18 protein-coding genes are annotated in these 20,939 nt (G+C 63.6%); 6 read left to right on the forward strand and 12 right to left on the reverse strand.

Going from position 1 to position 20,939, the window contains the following annotated elements:
• Window positions 1–88: 88 nt before the first annotated feature.
• The 5 genes from NKH19_RS24200 to NKH19_RS24220 all read right to left on the reverse strand — a co-directional run bounded on the left by NKH19_RS24200 (window position 89) and on the right by NKH19_RS24220 (window position 4,945).
• Window positions 89–1,168 carry an imelysin family protein gene (locus NKH19_RS24200; protein WP_352872121.1) on the reverse strand — a complete coding sequence of 360 codons (1,080 nt, stop codon included), beginning with the start codon at window positions 1,166–1,168 and terminating at the stop codon, window positions 89–91.
• Window positions 1,168–2,769 (reverse strand): di-heme oxidoreductase family protein, encoded by a 1,602-nt coding sequence (locus NKH19_RS24205; protein ID WP_352872120.1) that lies wholly within the window; start codon window positions 2,767–2,769, stop codon window positions 1,168–1,170. Before NKH19_RS24205 ends, NKH19_RS24200 begins: the two co-directional genes overlap by 1 nt.
• 12 nt (window positions 2,770–2,781) lie before the next feature.
• On the reverse strand, window positions 2,782–3,267 hold the full coding sequence (bfr, locus tag NKH19_RS24210; RefSeq protein WP_352629774.1) for a bacterioferritin: 486 nt from the start codon (window positions 3,265–3,267) through the stop codon (window positions 2,782–2,784).
• Window positions 3,233–3,544 (reverse strand): (2Fe-2S)-binding protein, encoded by a 312-nt coding sequence (locus NKH19_RS24215; RefSeq protein ID WP_352629776.1) that lies wholly within the window; start codon window positions 3,542–3,544, stop codon window positions 3,233–3,235. The genes bfr and NKH19_RS24215 overlap by 35 nt, the downstream gene beginning before the upstream one ends.
• A 111-nt stretch (window positions 3,545–3,655) precedes the next feature.
• Window positions 3,656–4,945, reverse strand: a complete 1,290-nt coding sequence (locus tag NKH19_RS24220; protein ID WP_352872119.1) for an imelysin family protein — start codon at window positions 4,943–4,945, stop codon at window positions 3,656–3,658.
• A gap of 433 nt (window positions 4,946–5,378) precedes the next feature.
• Here NKH19_RS24220 and NKH19_RS24225 point away from each other — a divergent pair, with 433 nt between their 5' ends.
• From NKH19_RS24225 to NKH19_RS24235, 3 genes are read left to right on the forward strand one after another with little or no spacing between them, the layout of a single operon-like run.
• Window positions 5,379–6,632 (forward strand): NAD(P)/FAD-dependent oxidoreductase, encoded by a 1,254-nt coding sequence (locus NKH19_RS24225; RefSeq protein ID WP_352872118.1) that lies wholly within the window; start codon window positions 5,379–5,381, stop codon window positions 6,630–6,632.
• 37 nt (window positions 6,633–6,669) lie between these two features.
• The gene (locus NKH19_RS24230) at window positions 6,670–6,900 is read left to right on the forward strand and encodes a type II toxin-antitoxin system ParD family antitoxin (protein ID WP_352872117.1); all 231 of its coding nucleotides are present in this window, start codon (window positions 6,670–6,672) and stop codon (window positions 6,898–6,900) included.
• 5 nt (window positions 6,901–6,905) lie between these two features.
• Complete coding sequence (locus NKH19_RS24235) at window positions 6,906–7,232, forward strand: type II toxin-antitoxin system RelE/ParE family toxin (protein ID WP_352872116.1); 327 nt, start codon at window positions 6,906–6,908, stop codon at window positions 7,230–7,232.
• A gap of 48 nt (window positions 7,233–7,280) precedes the next feature.
• On the opposite strand, the gene NKH19_RS24240 is transcribed toward NKH19_RS24235, so the two are convergent.
• Window positions 7,281–8,558 (reverse strand): 4-aminobutyrate--2-oxoglutarate transaminase, encoded by a 1,278-nt coding sequence (locus NKH19_RS24240; RefSeq protein ID WP_352872114.1) that lies wholly within the window; start codon window positions 8,556–8,558, stop codon window positions 7,281–7,283.
• Between the two features lie 233 nt (window positions 8,559–8,791).
• Here NKH19_RS24240 and NKH19_RS24245 point away from each other — a divergent pair, with 233 nt between their 5' ends.
• Genes NKH19_RS24245 through NKH19_RS24255 form a run of 3 tightly spaced genes read left to right on the forward strand, consistent with a single transcriptional unit; the run spans window position 8,792 to window position 14,099 of the window.
• On the forward strand, window positions 8,792–9,931 hold the full coding sequence (locus tag NKH19_RS24245; RefSeq protein WP_352872113.1) for an efflux RND transporter periplasmic adaptor subunit: 1,140 nt from the start codon (window positions 8,792–8,794) through the stop codon (window positions 9,929–9,931).
• The gene (locus tag NKH19_RS24250) at window positions 9,928–11,001 is read left to right on the forward strand and encodes an efflux RND transporter periplasmic adaptor subunit (RefSeq protein ID WP_352872112.1); all 1,074 of its coding nucleotides are present in this window, start codon (window positions 9,928–9,930) and stop codon (window positions 10,999–11,001) included. Before NKH19_RS24245 ends, NKH19_RS24250 begins: the two co-directional genes overlap by 4 nt.
• Window positions 10,998–14,099, forward strand: coding sequence for an efflux RND transporter permease subunit (locus NKH19_RS24255; RefSeq protein WP_352872110.1), 3,102 nt, complete (start codon window positions 10,998–11,000; stop codon window positions 14,097–14,099). Before NKH19_RS24250 ends, NKH19_RS24255 begins: the two co-directional genes overlap by 4 nt.
• 52 nt (window positions 14,100–14,151) lie before the next feature.
• On the opposite strand, the gene NKH19_RS24260 is transcribed toward NKH19_RS24255, so the two are convergent.
• The 6 genes from NKH19_RS24260 to NKH19_RS24285 form a co-directional block, all read right to left on the reverse strand.
• The gene (locus NKH19_RS24260; RefSeq protein ID WP_352872108.1) at window positions 14,152–14,898 is read right to left on the reverse strand and encodes an ABC transporter ATP-binding protein; all 747 of its coding nucleotides are present in this window, start codon (window positions 14,896–14,898) and stop codon (window positions 14,152–14,154) included.
• On the reverse strand, window positions 14,895–15,758 hold the full coding sequence (locus NKH19_RS24265; RefSeq protein ID WP_352872107.1) for an ABC transporter ATP-binding protein: 864 nt from the start codon (window positions 15,756–15,758) through the stop codon (window positions 14,895–14,897). The genes NKH19_RS24260 and NKH19_RS24265 overlap by 4 nt, the downstream gene beginning before the upstream one ends.
• Complete coding sequence (nikC, locus tag NKH19_RS24270) at window positions 15,755–16,675, reverse strand: nickel transporter permease (protein ID WP_352872106.1); 921 nt, start codon at window positions 16,673–16,675, stop codon at window positions 15,755–15,757. The genes NKH19_RS24265 and nikC overlap by 4 nt, the downstream gene beginning before the upstream one ends.
• On the reverse strand, window positions 16,672–17,733 hold the full coding sequence (locus NKH19_RS24275) for an ABC transporter permease (protein WP_352872104.1): 1,062 nt from the start codon (window positions 17,731–17,733) through the stop codon (window positions 16,672–16,674). The genes nikC and NKH19_RS24275 overlap by 4 nt, the downstream gene beginning before the upstream one ends.
• 17 nt (window positions 17,734–17,750) lie before the next feature.
• Window positions 17,751–19,394, reverse strand: a complete 1,644-nt coding sequence (locus NKH19_RS24280; RefSeq protein WP_352872103.1) for an ABC transporter substrate-binding protein — start codon at window positions 19,392–19,394, stop codon at window positions 17,751–17,753.
• A 261-nt stretch (window positions 19,395–19,655) separates the two neighbouring features.
• Window positions 19,656–20,939, reverse strand: a complete 1,284-nt coding sequence (locus NKH19_RS24285; RefSeq protein ID WP_352872102.1) for a lytic murein transglycosylase — start codon at window positions 20,937–20,939, stop codon at window positions 19,656–19,658.

Genomic DNA, 20,939 nt, shown 5'->3' on the forward strand with positions numbered 1-20,939 from the left:
TCCCGGGGTCTGCGCTGCGTCGCTTCGCTCCTTGCTTCGCCCCAGGATGACGAAACTATGGGCGTTTTGGCCAATCTCGAGATCATGCTCAGTCCCCATCCAGCGACGAGAAGCCGGCGGTCAGGCCGAATTCGGCGGTCAGCCTGGTGCCGATCAAGGTCGACAGGCTGGAGGTGATCAGCGCGAAATGGTCGAGTTTGTCACGCAGTGCCGGATCGGCAAGCGCCTTGTCGATCGGGCCCTGGATGGACTTCGCGGTGGCGACACCGTTGACCAGCTGGATGTGGATCGACTCGGCCATCCAGCGCGCATCGGCCGGCAACGCATCGCTAAGCTTCGATGCCTGGAACAGCGTGTCTATCCCGGACAGATTGCCGGCTAGCGAATTGGCGGTGTTCCGCGAGCGCCAGTAGATCGCCTGTTTCGGCTTGTCCGCATCCGGCTTTCCGCCGAAAAACCCTTTCAGGCGCACGTCGCGAACCATTTCCAGCTCATTGATGAAGACGCCGACCAGTTCCGTCACCGCTTCGTTGCCGTCGCGATAAAGTGCGTTCTGAGGCCCCGGATTGGCCCAAAGAGCGGCAAAGCCGTCCGGCTTGTTCCAGGCGGCGCTGACCTCACCGGCCATGGTTTCGATATTGCCGGCAACCGCCGCGCCATAGGCGCAACGATAGGGATCATCCTTGCCGGAAAGTCCCTCGGCGCCGTCGCCATAGAGCACGAATTCGAGCGCGCCCAGTCCCTGCATGGCGACGCTCTTGCCGGCCAGCTGTGCCGGATCGGTGGCGGTTGCATCCTTCTCCGCCAAGGCCGCTTGCACCTGCTTCAGGCCGATGCTCTTGCGATCCGGCCAGAACAGCATGCGTTCCAGCCGGTTGTTCTCCTTGATCGGTCCGAATCCGATGATTTCGGCTGAGGACCAGGCATAGAGGGTGGCGGAAAATGCCGCGCGCGCGGCATCGAGCTTCCCTTGCGAGGGCGCTTCGCAGAGCTTGTGCATCGCTTTCGTTAGGGCTTCCGCATGCTCATGCAGGCCGGCATAGGCGGGGCGGACAAAGCCGTCGATTGCCCCCTGGATGATTTCGGAGGCTTTGACCGCCGCGGATGCCGGGACGGCGCCCAGCAGAGCCAGCGGAAGAACGAGAAACAACACACAGCGCTTGAGCATCACAGTGACTCCAGGAATTTGAGCAGCGCATCGCGGTCGGCCGCATCAGCGGCGGCAAAGCGGTCGCGCGCCTTCCGCGCCTCGCCGCCATGCCAAAGGATCGCCTCGGTCAGGCTGCGCGCGCGCCCATCATGCAGGAAGAAGGAATTGCCGTTGATCGTCTCGGTCAGGCCGATGCCCCACAGCGGCGGCGTGCGCCACTCATTACCCGTCGCATCGCCCACGGCTTGGCCGTCGGCCAGATCGGGCCCCATGTCGTGCAGCAGAAAGTCGGAATAAGGCCAGATCAACTGGAAGGCCTGCGCCTTGTTGGGCGTGCCGCGACGGGTGACGAATTTCGGCGTGTGGCAGGCAATGCAGCCGATCTCGTAGAAGATCTTCTTGCCCGTGAGCACATCTGGCCGGTCGAGGTCGCGGCGCGCCGGCACGGCGAGGCTCCGCGAATAGAAGGTGACGAGATCCATCACCGGCGGCGGCGCTTCGACCGGCCCGAGACGCTGCTGCGCACCGGTCGGCATGGCGAGGCATTTGGCCTGCGCGGCGGTGCAATCCCCCCAGTGTTTTGGTTCTTCCGGCGTCGAGATGCCGATGTCGCCGGCAAAGGCGTCAGCTGCCTGCTGACGGATCGACGCGGTCTGCGCCTTCCAGCCGAAACGAGCAAGCGTCAGCTCTCCGCCCCGGCCGTCGCGCACGATGTTCGGCCTGCCGGAAATGCCATCGCCGTCCACGTCATTCGGGTCGGCGCGGACAAGGATATCGGCCGGCGCAATCTCTTCGATCAGGCCAAGGCCGATCATCGGCGGCGTCAGGCGCGGCGACAGCGTGATGCGCGGATCGAGTGGTCCATAGGCAGGATCGACAACCGAATAGCTTGGTTTGCGTAAGGAAATCACGGTGCCATCCGTCAGCTCTACCTTACGCTCCCGATAGTCGACATGCATCCGGCCTTCGCCGCGCAGGCCGGGCACCGCCAGTTCCTGCAATTGCGCGCCGTAGACCGGGTCGGGGAAATTGAGCACCTTGTGGTCGGCAAGTGCTGCTCTCTCTTCCGCGCTGCTGGCCTCACGCGCCAGCCGCAGGAACATCGAGGTGGTGACGGCGTCGCCTTGCGGCGGACGGCCGCGGCCATCCTTCAGATGGCAATTCTGGCAGGCGCGTTCGTTGAACAGCGGGCCGAGCCCGTCCGAGGCCTGCGTCGAGGACGGCGACGACACCCAGTTCTTGCGAAACAGGGCATTGCCGAGCTTGAAGTCGCCCTCTTCCTCGAAGGTGATGTTGGCCGAGGATTGCGAGAAGGAATCGCGGCTGACGTCCTTTCTTGACGTGCCGGCGCCCCCTTGCATCAATTCGAATTGCTCGGGCCTGGAGAAATCCGACGTCGGCCTTGTGATTGCGGTGACGCGCGCCTGATCCTTCGCATTGAGGTCGGTGCGCGTGGTGGCGAGGCCGGCGGGTTGAAGATTTCCGGCCATCGCCGAAGAGGTGAGCGCCATCACGAGGACGATACAGCGCCGACGCGCCAATCCGGCTGGCGTCTTCCGAGGGAGCGGCGAGCCATCGGCCCTCCGCGAGCGGCGCACGAATTCTAGCAGGCGCCGCATTCCCGCATGCCCTTACTCCGCCTCGTCCGCCGATGCGGCGTTGAGCTGGCCGTATTTTTCCTCGCCGATAGAGGCAAGCAGGTCGAGCTGCGTCTCTAGGAAGTCGATATGACCTTCCTCGTCGGCCAGCAATTCCTCGAACAGCTTCATCGTCACATAGTCGCCCGCGTCGTTGCAGATTTCGCGTGAACGCTTGTAGGCGGTACGCGCGTCATATTCGCCGGCAAGGTCGGATTCGAGCACTTCCTTGACGTTCTGGCCGATGCGCAGCGGCGCCACGGACTGCAGGTTCGGATGGCCTTCAAGGAAGATGATGCGAGCCACGAGCTTGTCGGCATGGTGCATCTCCTCGATCGATTCCGCCCGCTCCTTCTTTGCCAGCTTGGCGTATCCCCAGTCCTCCAGCAGACGGAAATGCACCCAGTACTGATTGACGGCCCCTAGCTCCAGAAAAAGGGCCTCGTTAAGCCGCTCGATGACCTGCGGGTCGCCTTTCATGATTTCTGCTCCCGTATTGGACGCGCAGGCTTCTGACGCGATCCAGGTGTGAAACGATATCCACGCCGCTCGCCTCCGAGCGGGCGTGGTAATTTTCGGTGACCCGAATGATCGTTTCCACCACATTTGGGAAGCAGCCGCAACAGCGACCGCGCTTTTGCATGGCATGATAGACCTTCGCCGGTACGATCAGCTGCCAGGGATCCTGATCCAGCAGCCCGACGATCGTCTGCTCGATCTCCTTCTCAGTGATGATGTTGCAATGGCAGATCAGCATTAATTTGCTCGGATGGCTGACGGCGCCTCCCGCGCCGTGTGGCTTTATTTCCTACGGGAGCGCATGCCGAAGCCGATGTCCGGCTCCGGATCAGGCTCCAGCCTTTCGACCTTACTTGAACACCTTGTCGGGTGCATCGAGACTGTCGGACCCCTCGAAGGCGATGGTGCTGAGCTTCAGGGAGCCAACGGCTCGTTCGATCGACTTGGTCTGGTCGATCAGCGCGTCGATCGCTGCCTGCACGGCGGCATTGCCTTGCGTGTTGCCCTCGGCGATCTGCTGGTCATAGGCCTCGCCGGCCAGTGCCCGCGCCTTGATCGCCTCCATCTTGGCGACCGTGACATCGAGCTTGTCCGACAGCTCCTTGTCGATCGCCGGATCGGCTGCTTTCACCATATCGGCCACCGAGGGACCCGAAACGACGGTGCCGTCGAGGCTGGTATAGTTGGCATGGTAAGCAGCGCGAATGCCGATGGCGTCGTAGAGATGCGAGTTGTAGGTGTTGTCGGAGAAGCAGTCATGCTCCTCTTCCGGATCGTGCAGCAGCAGGCCGAGCTTCATGCGTTCGCCGGCCAGTTCGCCGTAGGACAGCGAGCCCATGCCGGTGAAGATCGTCGAGATGGCGGTGTTCGGCTCGCCGTCCACGAGGCTCTTGCGGGCAGCGCCGTCTTCCTTCCAGTTGCCGACCATCTCCTGCAGATCGGAGACCAGAAGATCGCTGGCCGACTTCAGATACTGGGCGCGACGATCGCAATTACCGCCGGTGCAATTCTTGAGGTCGTAATCGGTGTAGGGGCGCTCGCCGGCGCCCGGGCCGGTGCCATGCAGGTCCTGGCCCCAGAGCAGGAATTCGATGGCGTGGTAGCCGGTGGCGACATTGGCCTCGACGCCGCCGGCTTCCTGCAGCGTGCCGGAGAGGAATTCCGGTGTCAGGTTCGAAGCATCGACCTTCTTGCCGTTGATCTCGATCTCCTTGTTGGCGATCACATTGGCCGTATAGAGCGAGTTCGCGTCCGATTCGGTGCCGTAGCTCTTGGCGACATAGTCTATCAGGCCTTCGTCCAGCGGCCAGGAATTCACCTTGCCTTCCCAGTCGTCGACGATCTTGTTGCCGAAACGGTAGACCTCGGTCTGCTGGTAGGGAACGCGCGATGCCTTCCAGGCGTCGCGGGCCGCATTGAGCGTTTCCGCAGAGGGGTTGGCGAGCAGCGCATCGACTGCCTTGTCGAGCGCCTGCGCGGTGGTCAGCGAATCCTCATACTTGGCGAGCGCGATGTCGGAATAGGTCTTGATGACCGCCTTCGCATCGGTTTCCGCCTTGGCCGGCAACACGAACACCGCCGCCGTCAGCAGGGCCGTGGCGCCGATCGCGGCAAACCTGCCGCCATATCGTGCTGTCATAATCACTCTCCAGTTTCTCGGAAATTCTGTAAATGGCGCACGCGGCAACGGGCGCCTGGCGATCTGCAAGCCATTGGGCGCAAGAGATGCCGCGCCATCGCGCGGTTCGCGGAAGAAAGACACCAAAATGCCTCCAATCGAAAGGGTTCAAGGCCCAGACATTAAAGGGATGCGCTGACGCGCGAGCTTCCATAAAGCTGCGACATCGCCGGATGTCAATGGAGATCAGCAAGAAAAATCAATTGAAACAATAGTTTAGAATTATTCTAAACTACAACTATCAACTTTATCCCTTGCCTGCACCGGTCTTGCGGACGAACTGTACGATTGACAGCCGCCATCCCGGGTGCGACCCGCAAAAGCTCTCTTGCGGCGGCGCCAGACAATTGCCACTTGGCGGGACATCCTAGACTCTTATCAGGATTGCAATGCGATGAAGAACGGTGTGGTCATTGTCGGCGCGGGACATGCGGGCGTGCAAGCGGCCGCAAGCTTGCGCGAGGACGGCTATGACGGGCCGGTGATCCTCGTCGGCGACGAGAACGAACTGCCCTACCACAAGCCGCCGCTGTCGAAGACCTTCATCAAGGATGCCGAGGCCAAACCGCAACCCTTGCGCGGCGAGGCCTTCTACACCGGCAGCGCCATCGACTATCGGCCGGGCGTCAGGATCGATCGCATCGATGCCGAACGCCGCAGCCTGGATGTTGCCGGCGGCGGCGCACTTGCTTTCGATCACCTGATCCTGGCGACCGGCTCGCGCCCACGTATCCTACCGTTGCCAGGCTCCGATCTCTCCGGCGTGCTGTCGCTGCGCTCGCTCGCCGATGCGCGGCTGATCCGTGAACTGAGCGCCCGGAGCGACGAGGTCGTGATCCTCGGCGGCGGCTTCATCGGGCTGGAGATCGCCGCGACGCTGAGGGCCGCCGGCCGCACGGTGACCGTGGTCGAAGCGCTGGACCGGCTGCTCGGCCGCGCCGTGGCGCCGGTCGTGGCGAGCCATGTGCGCCAACGGCTGGAAGCGACAGGCGTGCGCGTCCTCACCGGCACCTCGATTGCAAGGCTCGAAGGCGAAAACGGCCATGTCACGGCAGCGATGACTTCGTCAGGCGAAAGGCTGCCGGCGCGCATGGTCATCGTCGGCATCGGCGCCGTGCCGAATGTCGAACTGGCGCGGACAGCAGGCCTTAGCATCGCCAACGGCATCCGCGTCGATCACCAGATGCGCACTTCGGCGCCTGAAATCCTCGCCATCGGCGACGCTGCCTCCTACCGGCACTGGTTCACCGGCGGCGACGTGCGGCTGGAATCGGTGCAGAATGCCACCGACCAGGCGCGGCTTGCCGCGCGTACGATCACCGGCCATGCCGACGCCTATTCGGCGGTACCGTGGTTCTGGTCCGATATCGGCGACATGAAATTGCAGATGGTCGGCCTGACCGCCGGTGGCGACCACCATGTCGTGCTGGGCGACCTGCCAGACAACAAATTCTCGATCTATCACTATGCTGGCGACCGGCTGCTCGGCATCGAATCCGTCAACCGTCCCGGCGACCACATGCTTGGCCGCAAAATGCTCGGCGCCGGCTTCTCGCCGACGCCGGAAACGATCGCGGCAGGCCCCGAGGGCCTGAAAGCGGCGTTGGCCGCGTATCAGGACATGGAGCCAGTCAAGGCCAGTGCTTAGGATTGCCAATTTTTGCCATACGCAATAAAATGCCTGAATGAGCACCATGAATATCTCACTGCCCGACAGCTTGAAGCATTTTGTCGATCAGCAAGTGACGGATCGCGGCTATGGCACGAGCAGCGAGTATGTGCGTGAATTGATCCGCCACGATCAGGATCGTCAACTTCTGCGCGGTTTGCTCCTCGAGGGCGCATCATCCGCGCCGGGCGCTCCCGTAGACGATGACTATTTCGCCGCGCTGAGAAAACGAGCGCAGAGCCAATAAATTAAGTGGCCACGAAGGCAATTGTTCCTCGAGGCCTTGCTCTGCGGGATATCGAGGACGCCGTTGATTATTATGCACGCGAAGTTGGTTCGCATATGGCGTTGGGCTATATCGAGGACCTTCAAAACGCCTACAAACTGATAGCCCGCCATCCGGCATCGGGCTCTCTCAGGTATGGTTATGAAATTGGATTGCCTGGGCTGCGTAGCGTGCAACTCAAGCGCTACCCATACCTGATTTTCTATCTTGAGCAGATCGACCATATCGATGTGTGGCGGGTCCTGCACGCCAAGATGGACATTCCAGCCTGGTTACAGAATCCAAGCTCCTGACGGCACGTTCACCCGCTCGCGAGGCCGTCAGGAGAAATGGGCGCCCGATCAAGCAGCGCAGACTTCGCGGATCGAGCTTTCCAGGATGTCGAGCGCCTCGTTCATGACGCTGTCCTGGATGGTGATCGGCGCCAGGAAGCGGATGACGTTTCCATAGACGCCGCAGGTCAGCAGGATCAGGCCCTTGTCGAGCGCCTTCAGCCTGATCGCGTTGGCGATCTCGGCCGACGGCAGGCCCTTCTTGACGTCGTTGAACTCGACCGCGTTCATGAAACCGAGGCCTCTGATGTCGACGATCTCGGGCACGTCGTCGCGGATCGACTGCAGCCGCTGCTTCAGCCTTGCACCCAGCGTGTTGGCGCGGTCGCACAGCTTTTCGTCATCGATGACGTCGAGCACGGCGTGCGCCGCGGCGACGCCGATCGGGCTGCCGCCATAGGTGCCGCCGAGTCCGCCGGGGCCGGGCGCATCCATGATTTCGGCGCGGCCGGTGACCGCGGCCAGCGGGAAACCGCCGGCCAGGCTCTTGGCCATGGTGGTGATGTCGGCCGCCACCTCATGGTGATCCATCGCAAACATCTTGCCGGTGCGGGCAAAGCCGGTCTGCACCTCGTCGGCGATCAGAAGCATGCCGTGCTGGTCGCAAAGCTTGCGCAGCGCCGTCAGGAACTCGCGCGGCGCGTCGTAGAAGCCACCCTCGCCCTGGACCGGCTCGATAATGATGGCGGCAACACGGGCCGGGTCGACATCGGCCTTGAACAGGCGGTCGAGGGCGGCCAGCGAATCGGCGACCGATACGCCATGCAGCGGCACTGGGAACGGCGCGTGATAGACGTCGCCCGGCATGGCGCCGAAGCCGACCTTGTAGGGCACGACCTTGCCGGTCAGCGCCATGCCCATGAAGGTGCGGCCGTGGAAGCCGCCGGCAAAGGCGATGACCGCCTGGCGGCCGGTGGCGTTGCGGGCGATCTTGATAGCGTTCTCGACCGCCTCGGCGCCGGTGGTGACGAAGATCGTCTTCTTCTCGAACTTGCCGGGCAGCATGCCGTTCAGCCGTTCGGCCAGCCGCACATAGCTTTCGTAGGGCACCACCTGATGGCAGGTGTGGGTGAAGCGGTCGAGCTGCGCCTTGACCGCCGCGATCACCTTGGGATGACGATGACCGGTGTTGACGACGGCGATGCCCGACGAGAAGTCGATGTAGCGACGGCCTTCGACATCCCAGATTTCCGAATTCTCGGCCCGGTCGGCATAGATCTGCGTGGTCATGCCGACGCCGCGCGAGATCGCTTGGTTCTTGCGTTCGGAGATGGCTGAATTCTTCATGGTGTCCTCATCGGGCCGGCGCCCTTCTTGTTTGATGCCGCTGACACGTCTTCTGACCTTATTTCACGTTTTCCTCAAGTCGGCACCACCGGCAGGCGATTGGGCCTGTGATCCCGGCTTAACCAGTCGACCGATACGCGTGCGAGGGAGGTTCCCTTTTCCAAGGGATCGATTATCTTCGGACGGGCCTGCGGGGCTCCGCACTGGGAACGTCCCACGCAGGCAGGGAAGCCATGACAAGGAACGCGACATCGTCCGCCTTGCAATCACCGCGTTCCGGCCCTTTGCCGTTTCGAAACACCTCGATCCTTGCCTGCGCGATGGCCGGCCTGCTTCTCGCCGGCTGCCAGAAGCAGGAGGCGGCCGAACACAAGCTGCCGATCATGGTGCGTACCGCCGAGGTCGAAATCTCCAGCTACGCACCGACCACGTCGCTGACCGGGGTCATCGCGGCCCGCACGATGAATAATCTGGCTTTCCGGGTCGGCGGCCGTGTCGCCGAACGGCTGGTGGAGATCGGCCAGCATGTCGACAAGGGCACGCTTTTGGCCCGCATCGACCCGCAGGAACAGGAATCGGATCTGCGCTCTGCGCAGGCCGATCTCGACGCAGCACAGGCGCAGTTGACGCAGGCATCCGCCGCCTTCGAGCGCCAGAAGACGCTGCTCGCGCAGGGCTTCACGACGCGCCGCGACTATGATCAGGCAGCACAGGCGCAGAGCGTGGCGCAAGGCAGCGTCCAGCAGGCGCGGAGCGCGCTCGACAATGCCCGGGAGAGCTTCACCTTCACCGAGTTGCGGGCCGGCGCGCCCGGTGTCGTCACCGCCCGCGCGGTTGAAGCCGGCCAGGTGGTGCAAGGGGCACAAACAGTCTTCACCATCGCCGAGGACGGCGACCGCGACGCAGTCTTCAATGTCCACGAAACGCTGGTCGCCGGCAGCTCGATGGCACCACCACCAGTGTCGATCACGCTGGTGTCGGATCCATCAGTGAAGGCGACAGGCAAGGTGCGCGAGATTTCGCCGGTGGTCGACGCCGCCTCGGCTTCGGTTCGGGTCAAGGTCGCCATTCCCGAGACCCCTGCCGCCATGCCGCTCGGCGCCGCCGTCATCGGCACGGTCAGTGCCGCGCCGGTGAAGGCCGTAATCCTGCCTTGGCAGGCGCTGACCTCCAGCGACGGCAAGCCAGCGGTCTGGCTCGTCGACCCGGCTTCCAAGGCGGTCACCATCGCGCCGGTGGACATCCTTGCCTATGATTCCGGTGTCATCGTCGTCGATAAGGGGCTCAAGCCCGGCCAGCACGTCATCACCGCCGGCGGTCAGTTGCTCAGTCCCGGCCAGACGGTCGAAATCGCCGGAGCGGCAACACAATGAACCGGCCGGCGCGCATGATCGCCCTGTCGGCGCTGGTTGTTGTCGGCGCCTGTTCGGCGGAGCCGGAAAAAACGCCTGAAATCGTCCGGCCGGTGCTTTCGGTGGTGATCGAACCGCGCACCAACCAGACGCTTGGCTTCGCCGGCGTCGTCGAGCCGGAATTCAGCGCCAACCTTGCCTTCCGCCTGCTTGGCCGCGTCGTCAGCCGCGATGTCGATGTCGGCGATCTCGTCACCAAGGGCACGACGATCGCCACGCTCGATCCGACGGCGCTGGAATTGGCCGTTCAGGCAGCCAAGGCTGGCCTCTCCAACGCGCAGGCGGAATTCACCAATGCTTACGCCAGCGAGGAGCGCCAGCGCGCATTGCTGGCAGACAAGAACACCTCGCAGGCCACCTATGAGGCAGCCCAGCAGGCACGGCAAGCCGCGCAGGCCAATGTCGAGCGCGCCAGGGCGGCGCTGGCTAAATCTCAGGAGCAGCTTGGCTATGCCCGCCTGTTTTCGGATTTCGATGGCGTCGTCACCGCCACCGGCGCCGAAGTCGGGCAGACCGTATCGGCCGGCCAGACCGTGGTGACGGTGGCGCGCTCGGACGTGCGCGAAGCCGTCGTCGACATTCCCGACAAGTTGACCGGCGACCTGACCGACGGAACCGGCTTCGACGTCATCCTGCAGTCGCTGCCCTCGATCCGCACGGAGGCCAAATTGCGCGAGATCGCGCCGCAGGCCGATAGTTCGACCCGCACACGCCGCGTGCGCCTGACGCTGCTCAACGCGCCGGCCGCGTTCCGGCTCGGCTCGACCGTGACGGCGACACGGGTGACGGCGATCGACCCGACGATCGAACTGCCGCTGTCGGCGCTGCTCGAAAAGAATGGCAAGCAGCAGGTCTGGATCGTCGATGCGCAATCGAAGGTCGCCGTGCACGATATCCAGGTCGGCGCCAAACGCGGCGGCAGCTTCACGGTCACCGGTGGACTTGACGCGGGCATGCGCATCGTCACCGCCGGCGTGCACAGCCTGACAGCGGGCGAGACGGTCAAAATCCTGGAAGGAGCCACCAAGTGAAGGGGTTCAACCTCTCCGACTGGGCGCTCAGCCACCGTTCGCTGGTCTGGTATTTCATGCTGGTGTTCGTCGTCGCCGGCGTCTCGGCCTATCTTAATCTCGGCCGTGAGGAAGACCCGGCCTTCACCATCAAGACCATGCTGATCCAGGCCAACTGGCCGGGCGCCTCGGTCAATGAGACGGTGAGGCAGGTCACCGATCGCATCGAGAAAAAGCTGGAGGAGCTCGACAGCCTCGACTACAGCAAGTCGGTGACCACGGCCGGCAAGACCGTCGTCTTCGTCAACCTGAAGCCGTCGACTAAGGCGCGCGACGTGGCCCCGACCTGGGTGCGCATCCGCAACATGATCAACGACATCCGCGCCCAGTTTCCCGAGGGCGTGCAAGGTCCGTTCTTCAACGACAGTTTTGGCGACGTCTACGGCAATATTTACGCCTTCACGGCGGACGGGCTGACATCGCGCCAGTTGCGCGACTATGTCGAGCAGGCGCGCACCCAAATCCTGGCCGTGCCCAATGCCGGCAAGGTCGACCTGATCGGCGCCCAGAACGAGGCGATCTATCTCGAATTCTCGACCCGCCAGATCGCGGCCCTTGGCCTGAACCAGCAGGCGATCGTGGCCAGCCTGCAGGCACAGAACGCGATTGCGCCTTCCGGTGTCATCGAGACCGGCCCCGAACGCGTCAGCGTGCGCGTCTCGGGCCAGTTCACGTCGGAAGAAAGCCTGCGTGCCATCAATCTGCGCGTCAACGACCGCTTCTTCCGGCTGAGCGATGTGGCGACCATCACCCGCGGCTATGCCGACCCGCCGACGGCGTTGTTCCGGTTCAACGGCGAGGATGCGATCGGGCTAGCCATCGGCATGAAGCCTAACGCCAATCTGCTCGACTTCGGCAAGGCGCTGAAGGTCGAGATGGACAAGATCGTCGCCGACCTGCCGATCGGCGTCGGCGTGCATCTGGTCGCCGACCAGCCTGTCATCGTCGAGGAAGCGGTCTCGGGCTTCACCCGCGCGCTGTTCGAGGCGGTCGCCATCGTGCTCGCGGTGTCCTTCATCAGCCTTGGCGTGCGCGCCGGCTTCGTCGTGGCGCTGTCGATCCCGCTGGTGCTGGCCATCACCTTCCTGTTCATGGACTATCTCGGCATCTCCCTGCAGCGTATTTCGCTGGGCGCGCTGATCATCGCGCTCGGCCTGCTGGTCGACGACGCCATGATCGCCGTCGAGATGATGGTGGCCAGGCTGGAAGCCGGCGACAATCTGCGCAAGGCGGCGACCTATGTCTACACCTCGACCGCGTTTCCGATGCTTACCGGAACGCTGGTGACGGTCACCGGCTTCATCCCCATCGGCCTCAACAACAGCGCGGCGGGCGAATACACCTACACGCTGTTCGTCGTCATCGCCGTGTCGCTTTTGGTGTCATGGATCGTGGCGGTGCTGTTTGCGCCGCTGCTCGGCGTCACCATCCTGCCGGCGACGATGAAACAGAAGCATCATGACAAGCCCGGCCGCTTCACCTCGCTGTTCCGCAGCGTGCTGGTCGGATCGGTGCGCCGCCATTGGCTGACGATCATTGGCACGGTGCTGTTGTTCGCCGCCTCGATCGTCGGCATGGGCTATGTCCAGCAGCAGTTCTTCCCGTCCTCCGACCGGCCGGAACTGATCGTCGACTGGAACCTGCCGCAGAACTCTTCGATCGCCGAGACGCGCGACCAGATGGAGCGGTTCGAGAAGGCAGCCCTTGCCGGCAACCCTGATATCGACCACTGGAGTTCCTATATCGGCCAGGGCGCGGTGCGCTTCGTGCTGGCCTATGACGTGCAGCCGGCCAATCCCTATTTCGGCCAGACCGTCATCGTCACCAAGGACGTCGAAGCCCGCGACAGGGTGAAGGCGGCAATCGAGACGATGCTGCGCGACGACTTCGTCGGCACCGACGCCTTCGTCAAGACGCTCGAACTCGGCCCGCCTGTCGGCCGACCGGTGCAATACCGCGTCAGCGGCCCCGACATCCAGACGGTGAGGACGCTGTCGCAACAGCTGGCCGGCGTCATCTCGGCCAACCCGAAGCTCGGCGCGCCGACCTTCGACTGGAACGAGCCGTCGCGGGTCCTGAAAGTGGATGTGCTGCAGGACAAGGCGCGCCAACTCGGCGTCACCTCCTCGGACATTTCCAATGCGCTGAACAGCGTGGTCGGCGGCGTCACCATCACCCAGGTGCGCGACGCCACCTACCTCATCAACGTCGTGGCGCGGTCACGCGATGCCGAACGCGGCTCGATCGAGACGCTGCGCAACATGCAATTGCCGACCGGTGCCGGCGAATCCATCCCGCTCGCCGCCGTCGCCAACTTCCACTACGAGCTGGAGCAGCCGACAGTCTGGCGGCGCAGCCGCGTGCCGACGATCACGGTGCGCGCCGGACTGGTCGGCGACGCGCTGCCGGCGACCGTGGTCGACGAGCTGAAACCTTCGGTCGATGCCTTCATCGGCAAGCTGCCGGTCGGCTATGCCATCGCCACGGCCGGCTCGGTCGAGGAAAGCGCCAACAGCCAAGGCCCGATCGCGGCGGTCGTGCCGCTGATGCTTTTCATCATGGCGACGATCCTGATGGTCCAGCTGCAAAGCTTCCAGCGCCTGTTCCTGGTGGTTGCCGTCGCACCGCTTGGGCTGATCGGCGTGGTCGCGGCCTTACTGCCGAGCGGCGCCCCGCTGGGCTTCGTCGCCATCCTCGGCGTGCTGGCGCTGATCGGCATCCTGATCCGCAACTCGGTCATCCTGATCGTGCAGATCGAGGATCTGGTCGCCGAAGGCAAGGACCGCTGGGCGGCCGTCATCGAAGCCACCGAACACCGCATGCGGCCGATCGCGCTGACGGCCGCCGCGGCCAGCCTGGCACTGATCCCGATCGCGCGCGAGGTGTTCTGGGCGCCTATGGCGTTCGCCATGATGGGCGGCATCATCGCCGGCACGGCGATCACGCTGCTGTTCCTGCCGGCGCTCTATGTCGCCTGGTTCAGGATCAAGGAGCCGAAGCAAGCGCCGGACAACACTGCGCCGACCGGTGATGCCATCGCGGAAGGGGGAGTGGCTTGAGGGCAAGTTGCGAGTAGCGCCGCGTGAAGGAACGCGACTTAAGCGATAGAGGCTACGCCCGCACAAACCCGTCGCTGGCTCGCAATAGGTTTCGCGTGTAGTCCTTGGTCACGCGGCGCTCGACGAGATCCGCCGCCGCGAGATTTTCCACCGCCTCGCCGCTTTGCATCACCATCAGCCGCTCGCACATATGGGTGATGATAGCGAGGTCGTGGCTGACCATCAGGAAGGTCAGCTTGCGCCGCCGGCGGACCTCTTCCAACAGGTTGAGCACTTCCGCCTGCACCGAGGCATCGAGCGCCGAGGTCGGCTCGTCGAGCAGCAGGATGGACGGTTCGAGGATGAGCGCGCGCGCGATCGCCACGCGCTGACGTTGGCCGCCGGAGAGTTGGTGCGAATAACGGAACCGAAAGCCGTTTCCCAAGCCAACCTCGTCGAGCGCCCGCTGGATGCGCTTTTCGCCGTCGGCAAAACCATGGATGGCAAGCGGCTCCTGCAGCAGGCGGTCGACGGTCTGGCGCGGGTGCAGCGAGCCGTAGGGATCCTGGAAGACCATCTGGACTTCGCGATAAAAGGCTTTGTCGCGGCGCGCGCCAAGCGTCTTGCCGTTGACGGTGATGCTGCCCGAAGCGACCGGTGCGAGGCCAGCGATGGCCCGCAACAGCGTCGACTTGCCGGAACCGGATTCACCGACCAGGCCAAAGGATTCGCCCGGCTGCACGTCGAGGCTGACACCCTTCAGCGCGCGAAAACGATCGAAGATCACTTCCAGCCCGTCGACGGCAATCGCAGACGTCATGCCGCCCACTCCGGCTTGCGGTCGAGCACCGGCAGCGGGTGACGGTCGGCACCGATCTTGGGCATGCAGTTGAGCAGGCCGCGGGTGTAGGGATGCTGGGCGCGGCCGAGTTCCGAGGCTTTGAGCTGCTCGACCACCTTGCCCGCATACATGACGATGACGCGGTCGCAGAAGGACGAGACCAGGCGCAAATCGTGCGAGATGAAGATCAGCCCCATGCCGCGCTCGCCGACCAGCCGATCGAGGATGCCGAGCACGTCGAGCTGCACGGTGACGTCAAGTGCCGAGGTCGGCTCGTCGGCGATCATCATTTCCGGCCCGGCGATCAGCATCATGGCGATCATGGCGCGCTGGCCCATGCCGCCCGATACTTCATGCGGATGCAGGTCGAAGACGCGGGCCGGATCGCGGATCTGCACCGCCTCCAGCATCGCCAGTGCGCGGTCGCGCGCCTCGGCCTTGCCGACCTTCTCATGCGTGCGCAGCGTCTCGACGATCTGGCGGCCGATGCTCATCACCGGGTCGAGCGAATATTTCGGATCCTGCAGGATCATGGCGATGCGCTTTCCCCGCAGCGACCGGCGTTCGCGTGGCGAGACGCTGAGCAGGTCAATGCCGTCGAAAGCCAGCTTGTCGGCCGATATCCGCGCCTGCGGCGGCGTCAGGCCCATGATGGCGCGGCCGGTCTGCGATTTGCCCGAGCCGGACTCGCCGACGATGCCGAGCCGCTCGCGGCCAAGCGAGAAGGAGACGCCGCGCACCGCCTCGATCAGCCCGGTGCGGGTCGGGAAGGTGACGCGCAGATCCTCTACGTCGAGCAACGCGCTCTTTGATCGCTGCTGATTGGGGTCGCCGCTCATTGGTCACCACTCCGGGGATCGAGCGCGTCGCGCAGCCCGTCGCCGAGCAGGTTGAAGCCAAGGCTGACGATCAGGATGGCGAAGCCTGGCGCACCGGCCACCCACCACTGATCGAGCACGAAACGGCGCCCCGAAGCGATCATCGTGCCCCATTCCGGCAGCGGTGGCTGCGCGCCTAGGCCGAGGAAGCCGAGACCGGCTGCGGTTAGGATGATGCCGGCCATGTCGAGCGTCACCCTGATGATCAGCGAGGAGATGCAGAGCGGCATGATGTGACGCAGCACGATGCGGAAGGGCGAGGCGCCCATCAGCTGCACCGCCTTGATGTAATCGGAATTGCGTACTGTCAGGGTTTCGGCGCGCGCAATACGGGCGTAAGGCGGCCAGGAGGTGATGGCAATGGCCAGCACCGCGTTCTCGATGCCGGGGCCAAGCGCCGCGACAAAAGCCAGTGCCAGGATCAGCTTGGGGAAGGCGAGGAAGATGTCGGTGATGCGCATCAGTATGGCGTCGGTCCAGCCGCCGGCATAGCCGGCGACGGTGCCGACCAGAAGGCCGATGGGCGCGGCGATGATGGCAACAAGGATGACCACATAAAGTGTCCAGCGCGAGCCGTAGAGGATGCGCGAAAGGATGTCGCGGCCGAGATCGTCGGTGCCGAACCAGTGCTCGGCGCTCGGCGCCAGCAGACGTGCGTTCTTCAGGTCGCCAAACGTCGGCGAATAGGGCGCCAGCACGTCGGCAAGGGCGGCAACGACCAGCAAGGCGATGATGATGAGCAGGCCGAGAAACGCCAGCCGGTTGGCGGAAAAGCGCCGCCACGCCACATAGGCGCGGCCAAGCCTCGCCTGCATGCGCGACGCCGGACGCTCGCTGAGCAGCCAATCGCGACGGCTCTGGATGGTCTCGACGCTCATGCGGACTTCGTCCTCGGATCGAGCACGCGGTAGAGCAGGTCGGAGAGCAGGTTGATGGCGATGAACACCGAGCCGATGACGATGGTGCCGCCGAGCACGGCATTCATGTCGGCGTTCTGCAGCGAGTTGGTGATGTAGAGGCCGATACCGGGCCACGAGAAGACGGTCTCGGTCAGCACCGAACCTTCGAGCAGGCCGGCATAGGAGAGCGCGATTACCGTCACCATCGGCACCGCGGCGTTGCGCAATGCGTGGCCCCAGATGATGCGGGTTTCCGACAGGCCCTTGGCGCGTGCGGCGACGATGTATTCCTGCGACAGCTCGTTGAGCATGAACGAGCGCGTCATGCGGCTGATATAGGCGAGCGAGAAGTAGCCGAGCAGCGAGGCCGGCAGGATGATGTGGCGGAAAGCATCATAGAAAACATCCCACTGCCCCTGCCACAGGGAATCCAGCAGATAGAAACCAGTGATCGGCGTGAAGGTATATTCGTAGACGACGTCGAGCCTCGCCGGAAAAGCGACCCATTGCAGCTTGGCGTAGAACAGCACCAGCGCCAGCAGCCCGAGCCAGAAGATCGGCACGGAATAGCCGATCAGGCCGATGATGCGCACGATCTGGTCGATGAGGCTGCCGCGCCTGACTGCGGCCAGCACACCAAGCGGCACGCCGAACAGCGCGCCGATCAGCGTTCCCAGCGTCGCCAGTTCCGTCGTGGCCGGAAGTGCCCGGCGAATGTCGGTCATGACCGGGTTTGTGGTCAGCACGGAGACGCCGAAATTACCGTTCAGGGCATTCTTCACATAAATATAGAACTGTTCGATCAACGGCAGGTCGAGGCCCATCTCGCGGCGCGTGCGCTCGACGACATTGGCCGGCGCCCGGTCGCCGAGCACCGCCAGCACCGGGTCGATCGGGATGACACGGCCGATGAAGAAGGTCACCGCAAGCAGACCAAGATAGGTCGTGATCGCGATGACCAGGAAGCGGCCGAGCGATGATGCAATGGCGACGGCGCGGGCGCTGCCGCGCCCGCCCTCGTTTTCAACCGCGCTCATGCGGCGCGTCCGCGGCGTTATTCTTTCGAGACCGACCCGACGAAGTTGGTGTCGAAGCTCGGGCCGAGCGCAAGGCCCTTGAGGTTCTTGCGCAGGCCAACCACTTCCAGCTGCTGGTGAATGATAACGAAGGGACTGGTGTCGAGGATCTTCTTCTCGAGATCCTTGTACATATCGGCGCGCTTGCCTGCGTCCTTCTCCAGCAGCGCTGCTTCCGTCTCCTTGGTCAGATCCGGAATGTCCCACGAGTTGCGCCAGGCAAGCGTGTGGGACTTGCCGGCATCCGAATTGTCCGGGTTCGAGGCGAAGGTCTGGGCATTCGAGTTCGGATCGAAATAATCCTGGCCCCAGTTGCCGATATAAATGTCGTGGTTGCGGGCGCGGTACTTGGTCAGCGTCTGCTTGCCGTCGCCCGGGATGATCTCAAGCTTGATCCCGGCCTGGCCAAGCGTCTGCTGGATCGATTCCGCCATGCCCGTCGTCGGCTGGCCGGTGCGTACGTCCATGGTTACGCTGAAACCGTCGGCCAGACCGGCCTTGGCCAACAATTCCTTGGCTTTGGCGACGTCGAGCTTGAACGGATTCTCGTCGAGTTCGCCGAGCACGCCCTTGGGCAGGAAGGTCTGGTGGATCTCACCGATGCCCTTGAGGATGGTCGAGCTCAAGGCATCATAGTCGACCAGATACTTGAACGCCTGGCGGACCTCGGGCTTGGCGAGATTCGGGTTTTTCTGGTTGAGGCTGATATAGTAGACCGTGCCCTTCGGCGCGCTGGTGGTGGTGAGGTCGGCGTTCTTGGCGATGGCGTCGAGATCGTTCGGCTCGAGATTGCGGGCGACGTCGATGTCGCCGGCTTCGAGCGCCAGGCGCTGGGCCGAGCTTTCCTTCATATTGCGATAGATGACGCGGGCTAGCTTGGCCTTTTCTCCGTAGTAATTGTCGTTGCGCTCCATGACGACGGCTTCGTTGGCGCGCCATTCGCGCAGCTTGAAGACGCCGGAGCCGGCATAGCCGGTCTTCAGCCAGGCATTGCCGAAATCATTGTCCCATTTGTAATCGGCGGTGGGTGCCGCGGTGACGACATGTTCCTTGACCAGCTTGCTGTCGACCACCGAGGCAACCGTTGCCGACAGGCAGTTCAGGACGAAGCTCGGCGCATAGGCCTTGTCGACGGTGAACTGGAAGGTTCCATCGTCGACCGCCTTGGCCTTTTCGGTGACGTTGTCGCCGCTGATGCCGAACTGGCCGATGATGAAGGCCGGGCTCTTGTCGAGCTTTACGGCGCGCTCGAACGAATAGGCGACGTCGGCCGCGGTGATCGGATTGCCGGATGCGAACTTCAGGCCGGGCTTGAGCTTGAAGGTGTAGGTCAAGCCATCGTCGGAGACGGTCCAGCTCTCAGCGAGATCGCCCTTGACCTTGGAGGTGTCGCTGAGGTCGAGACGGACCAGCAGATCATAGGTGTTGCCGGTGACCTCGGCGGTCGACAGCTCGAACGCCTCGCCGGGATCCATGGAGATGATGTCGTCGATCGCGAAACCTTCGACCAGCGTGTCGGCGGGCGTGACCGCACCGGCTGGCGCGCCCGCCAGAAGCAGCGCGGACATGGCTGCGCCCGCGAGCAAGATGCGGGAGCGTAGAGCAAACTTTTCCATCATCATCGTGATTGTTCCCTGTTTTGTTGTTTGTTGACCTGAGTTCCCGGCTCAGGGTTGCGGAATTCTTTTCGGGCCTGGAGACGGCCCGTCTGATCTCTTACCGTTGCGGTTTTTGTCCAGTTGGTCAACACCATATCCGGCGGCCTCGTGGCGGGCAACGAGCATTTATACGACGACTCATTGGGCCAGAAAGGCCGGTGGCCTGTCGGCGCCCAGGCCAGCCAGTCGAGGCGGCCGATCGAGAAAAACCTGCTGATTTCGGCGCTATTTCAGCGTGGCTACCAGGCCGGCATCGGGGAAGCAGGTTGCGGCGCGGCCGTTCTTGGCTTGCCACTTGCCGATCGAACGGCGGGTCTTGAAGCCGGGCAGTCCGTCGGCGCTGCCGACATCATAGCCCTTGGCCTCCAGCGCCCGTTGCAGGACGGCGATGTCGGAACGGTGGAGCCCGCCGACCGCGCCCCAGCTTCCTGCAAAATTCTGATCGCCATGGGCGATGCGATCGGCGCCATGGCCGATGAACAGCGCGTAGAGGTCGCTGGTGTTGTATTCCTTCAGCACATAGAAATTGGGGGTGGCGATGAAGGTCGGGCCGCTGCGTCCCGCCGGCATCAGCAGGAAACCCTCGGCCTTCATCTCGCTCGCCGGAAACGGTTTGCCGCCAACGCGTTTGATGCCCATTGCCGCCCACTCGGAGATCTTCTTGCCCTGGTCCGGGCCTTCCAGCGCGCAGGAAACCGCCTCGGGCACGGTCACCTCGAAACCCCAGCCGCGGCCCTTCACCCAGCCATAATGGACGAGGTAGTTGGCGATCGAAGCCAGTACATCCGGCGTCGAGCTCCAGATGTCGACGCGGCCGTCGCCATCGAAATCGACGGCATGTTTCAGGAACGAGGTCGGCATGAATTGCGGCTGGCCCAGCGCGCCGGCCCAGGATGATTTCATCGCGCCGACCGGAGCCAGCCCGCGCTCGACGATTTCGAGGGCGGCCAAGAGTTCGGTCCGAAAGAAATCCTTCTTGGTCGACATGAACGCCTTGGTCCCCAGCACCTCGAAGGCGTCGTAAGGCATCTTCGCCGCGCCGAAGCCGGTCTCACGGCCCCAGATCGCCAACAGCACTTCGCCTGGCACGCCATAGCGCTTTTCGATTGCCGCAAGTGTCCTGGCATTGGTGGCCTCACGCGCGCGTCCGCCCGCCGTCACCGCACGAACCGTCTTCTCGGCGAAATAGGCGCCGGGCGAGCCGAATTCGGCCTGGTGCTGTTTCCGCGGCGTGGTTGCCTTCTCGCCTGGCTTGACCAGGTCGGGCAGCTTCAGGTTGGGGTTGATGCCATCGAATGCGGCGTCGAAGGTTTTTTTGGAGATGCCTTTCGCCTTGGCTTGCGGCCAAAGGTCGTTCTGCAGCCAGGCGCGGAATTGGTCGTCGACCTTGGCGGCGGAGGCGGGAGCGGAAAGGAGGACCGCGAGAAGAACTGCAAAAAAGGAAAACAGAGCCAATCCGAGAGGTTTGCGTTCCTTCACACCCAGCCTCGAAGGACGCGCAGCAATCAT

Origin of the sequence: Mesorhizobium sp. M1338 (genome assembly GCF_040318045.1) — a bacterium.
Lineage (GTDB): Bacteria > Pseudomonadota > Alphaproteobacteria > Rhizobiales > Rhizobiaceae > Mesorhizobium.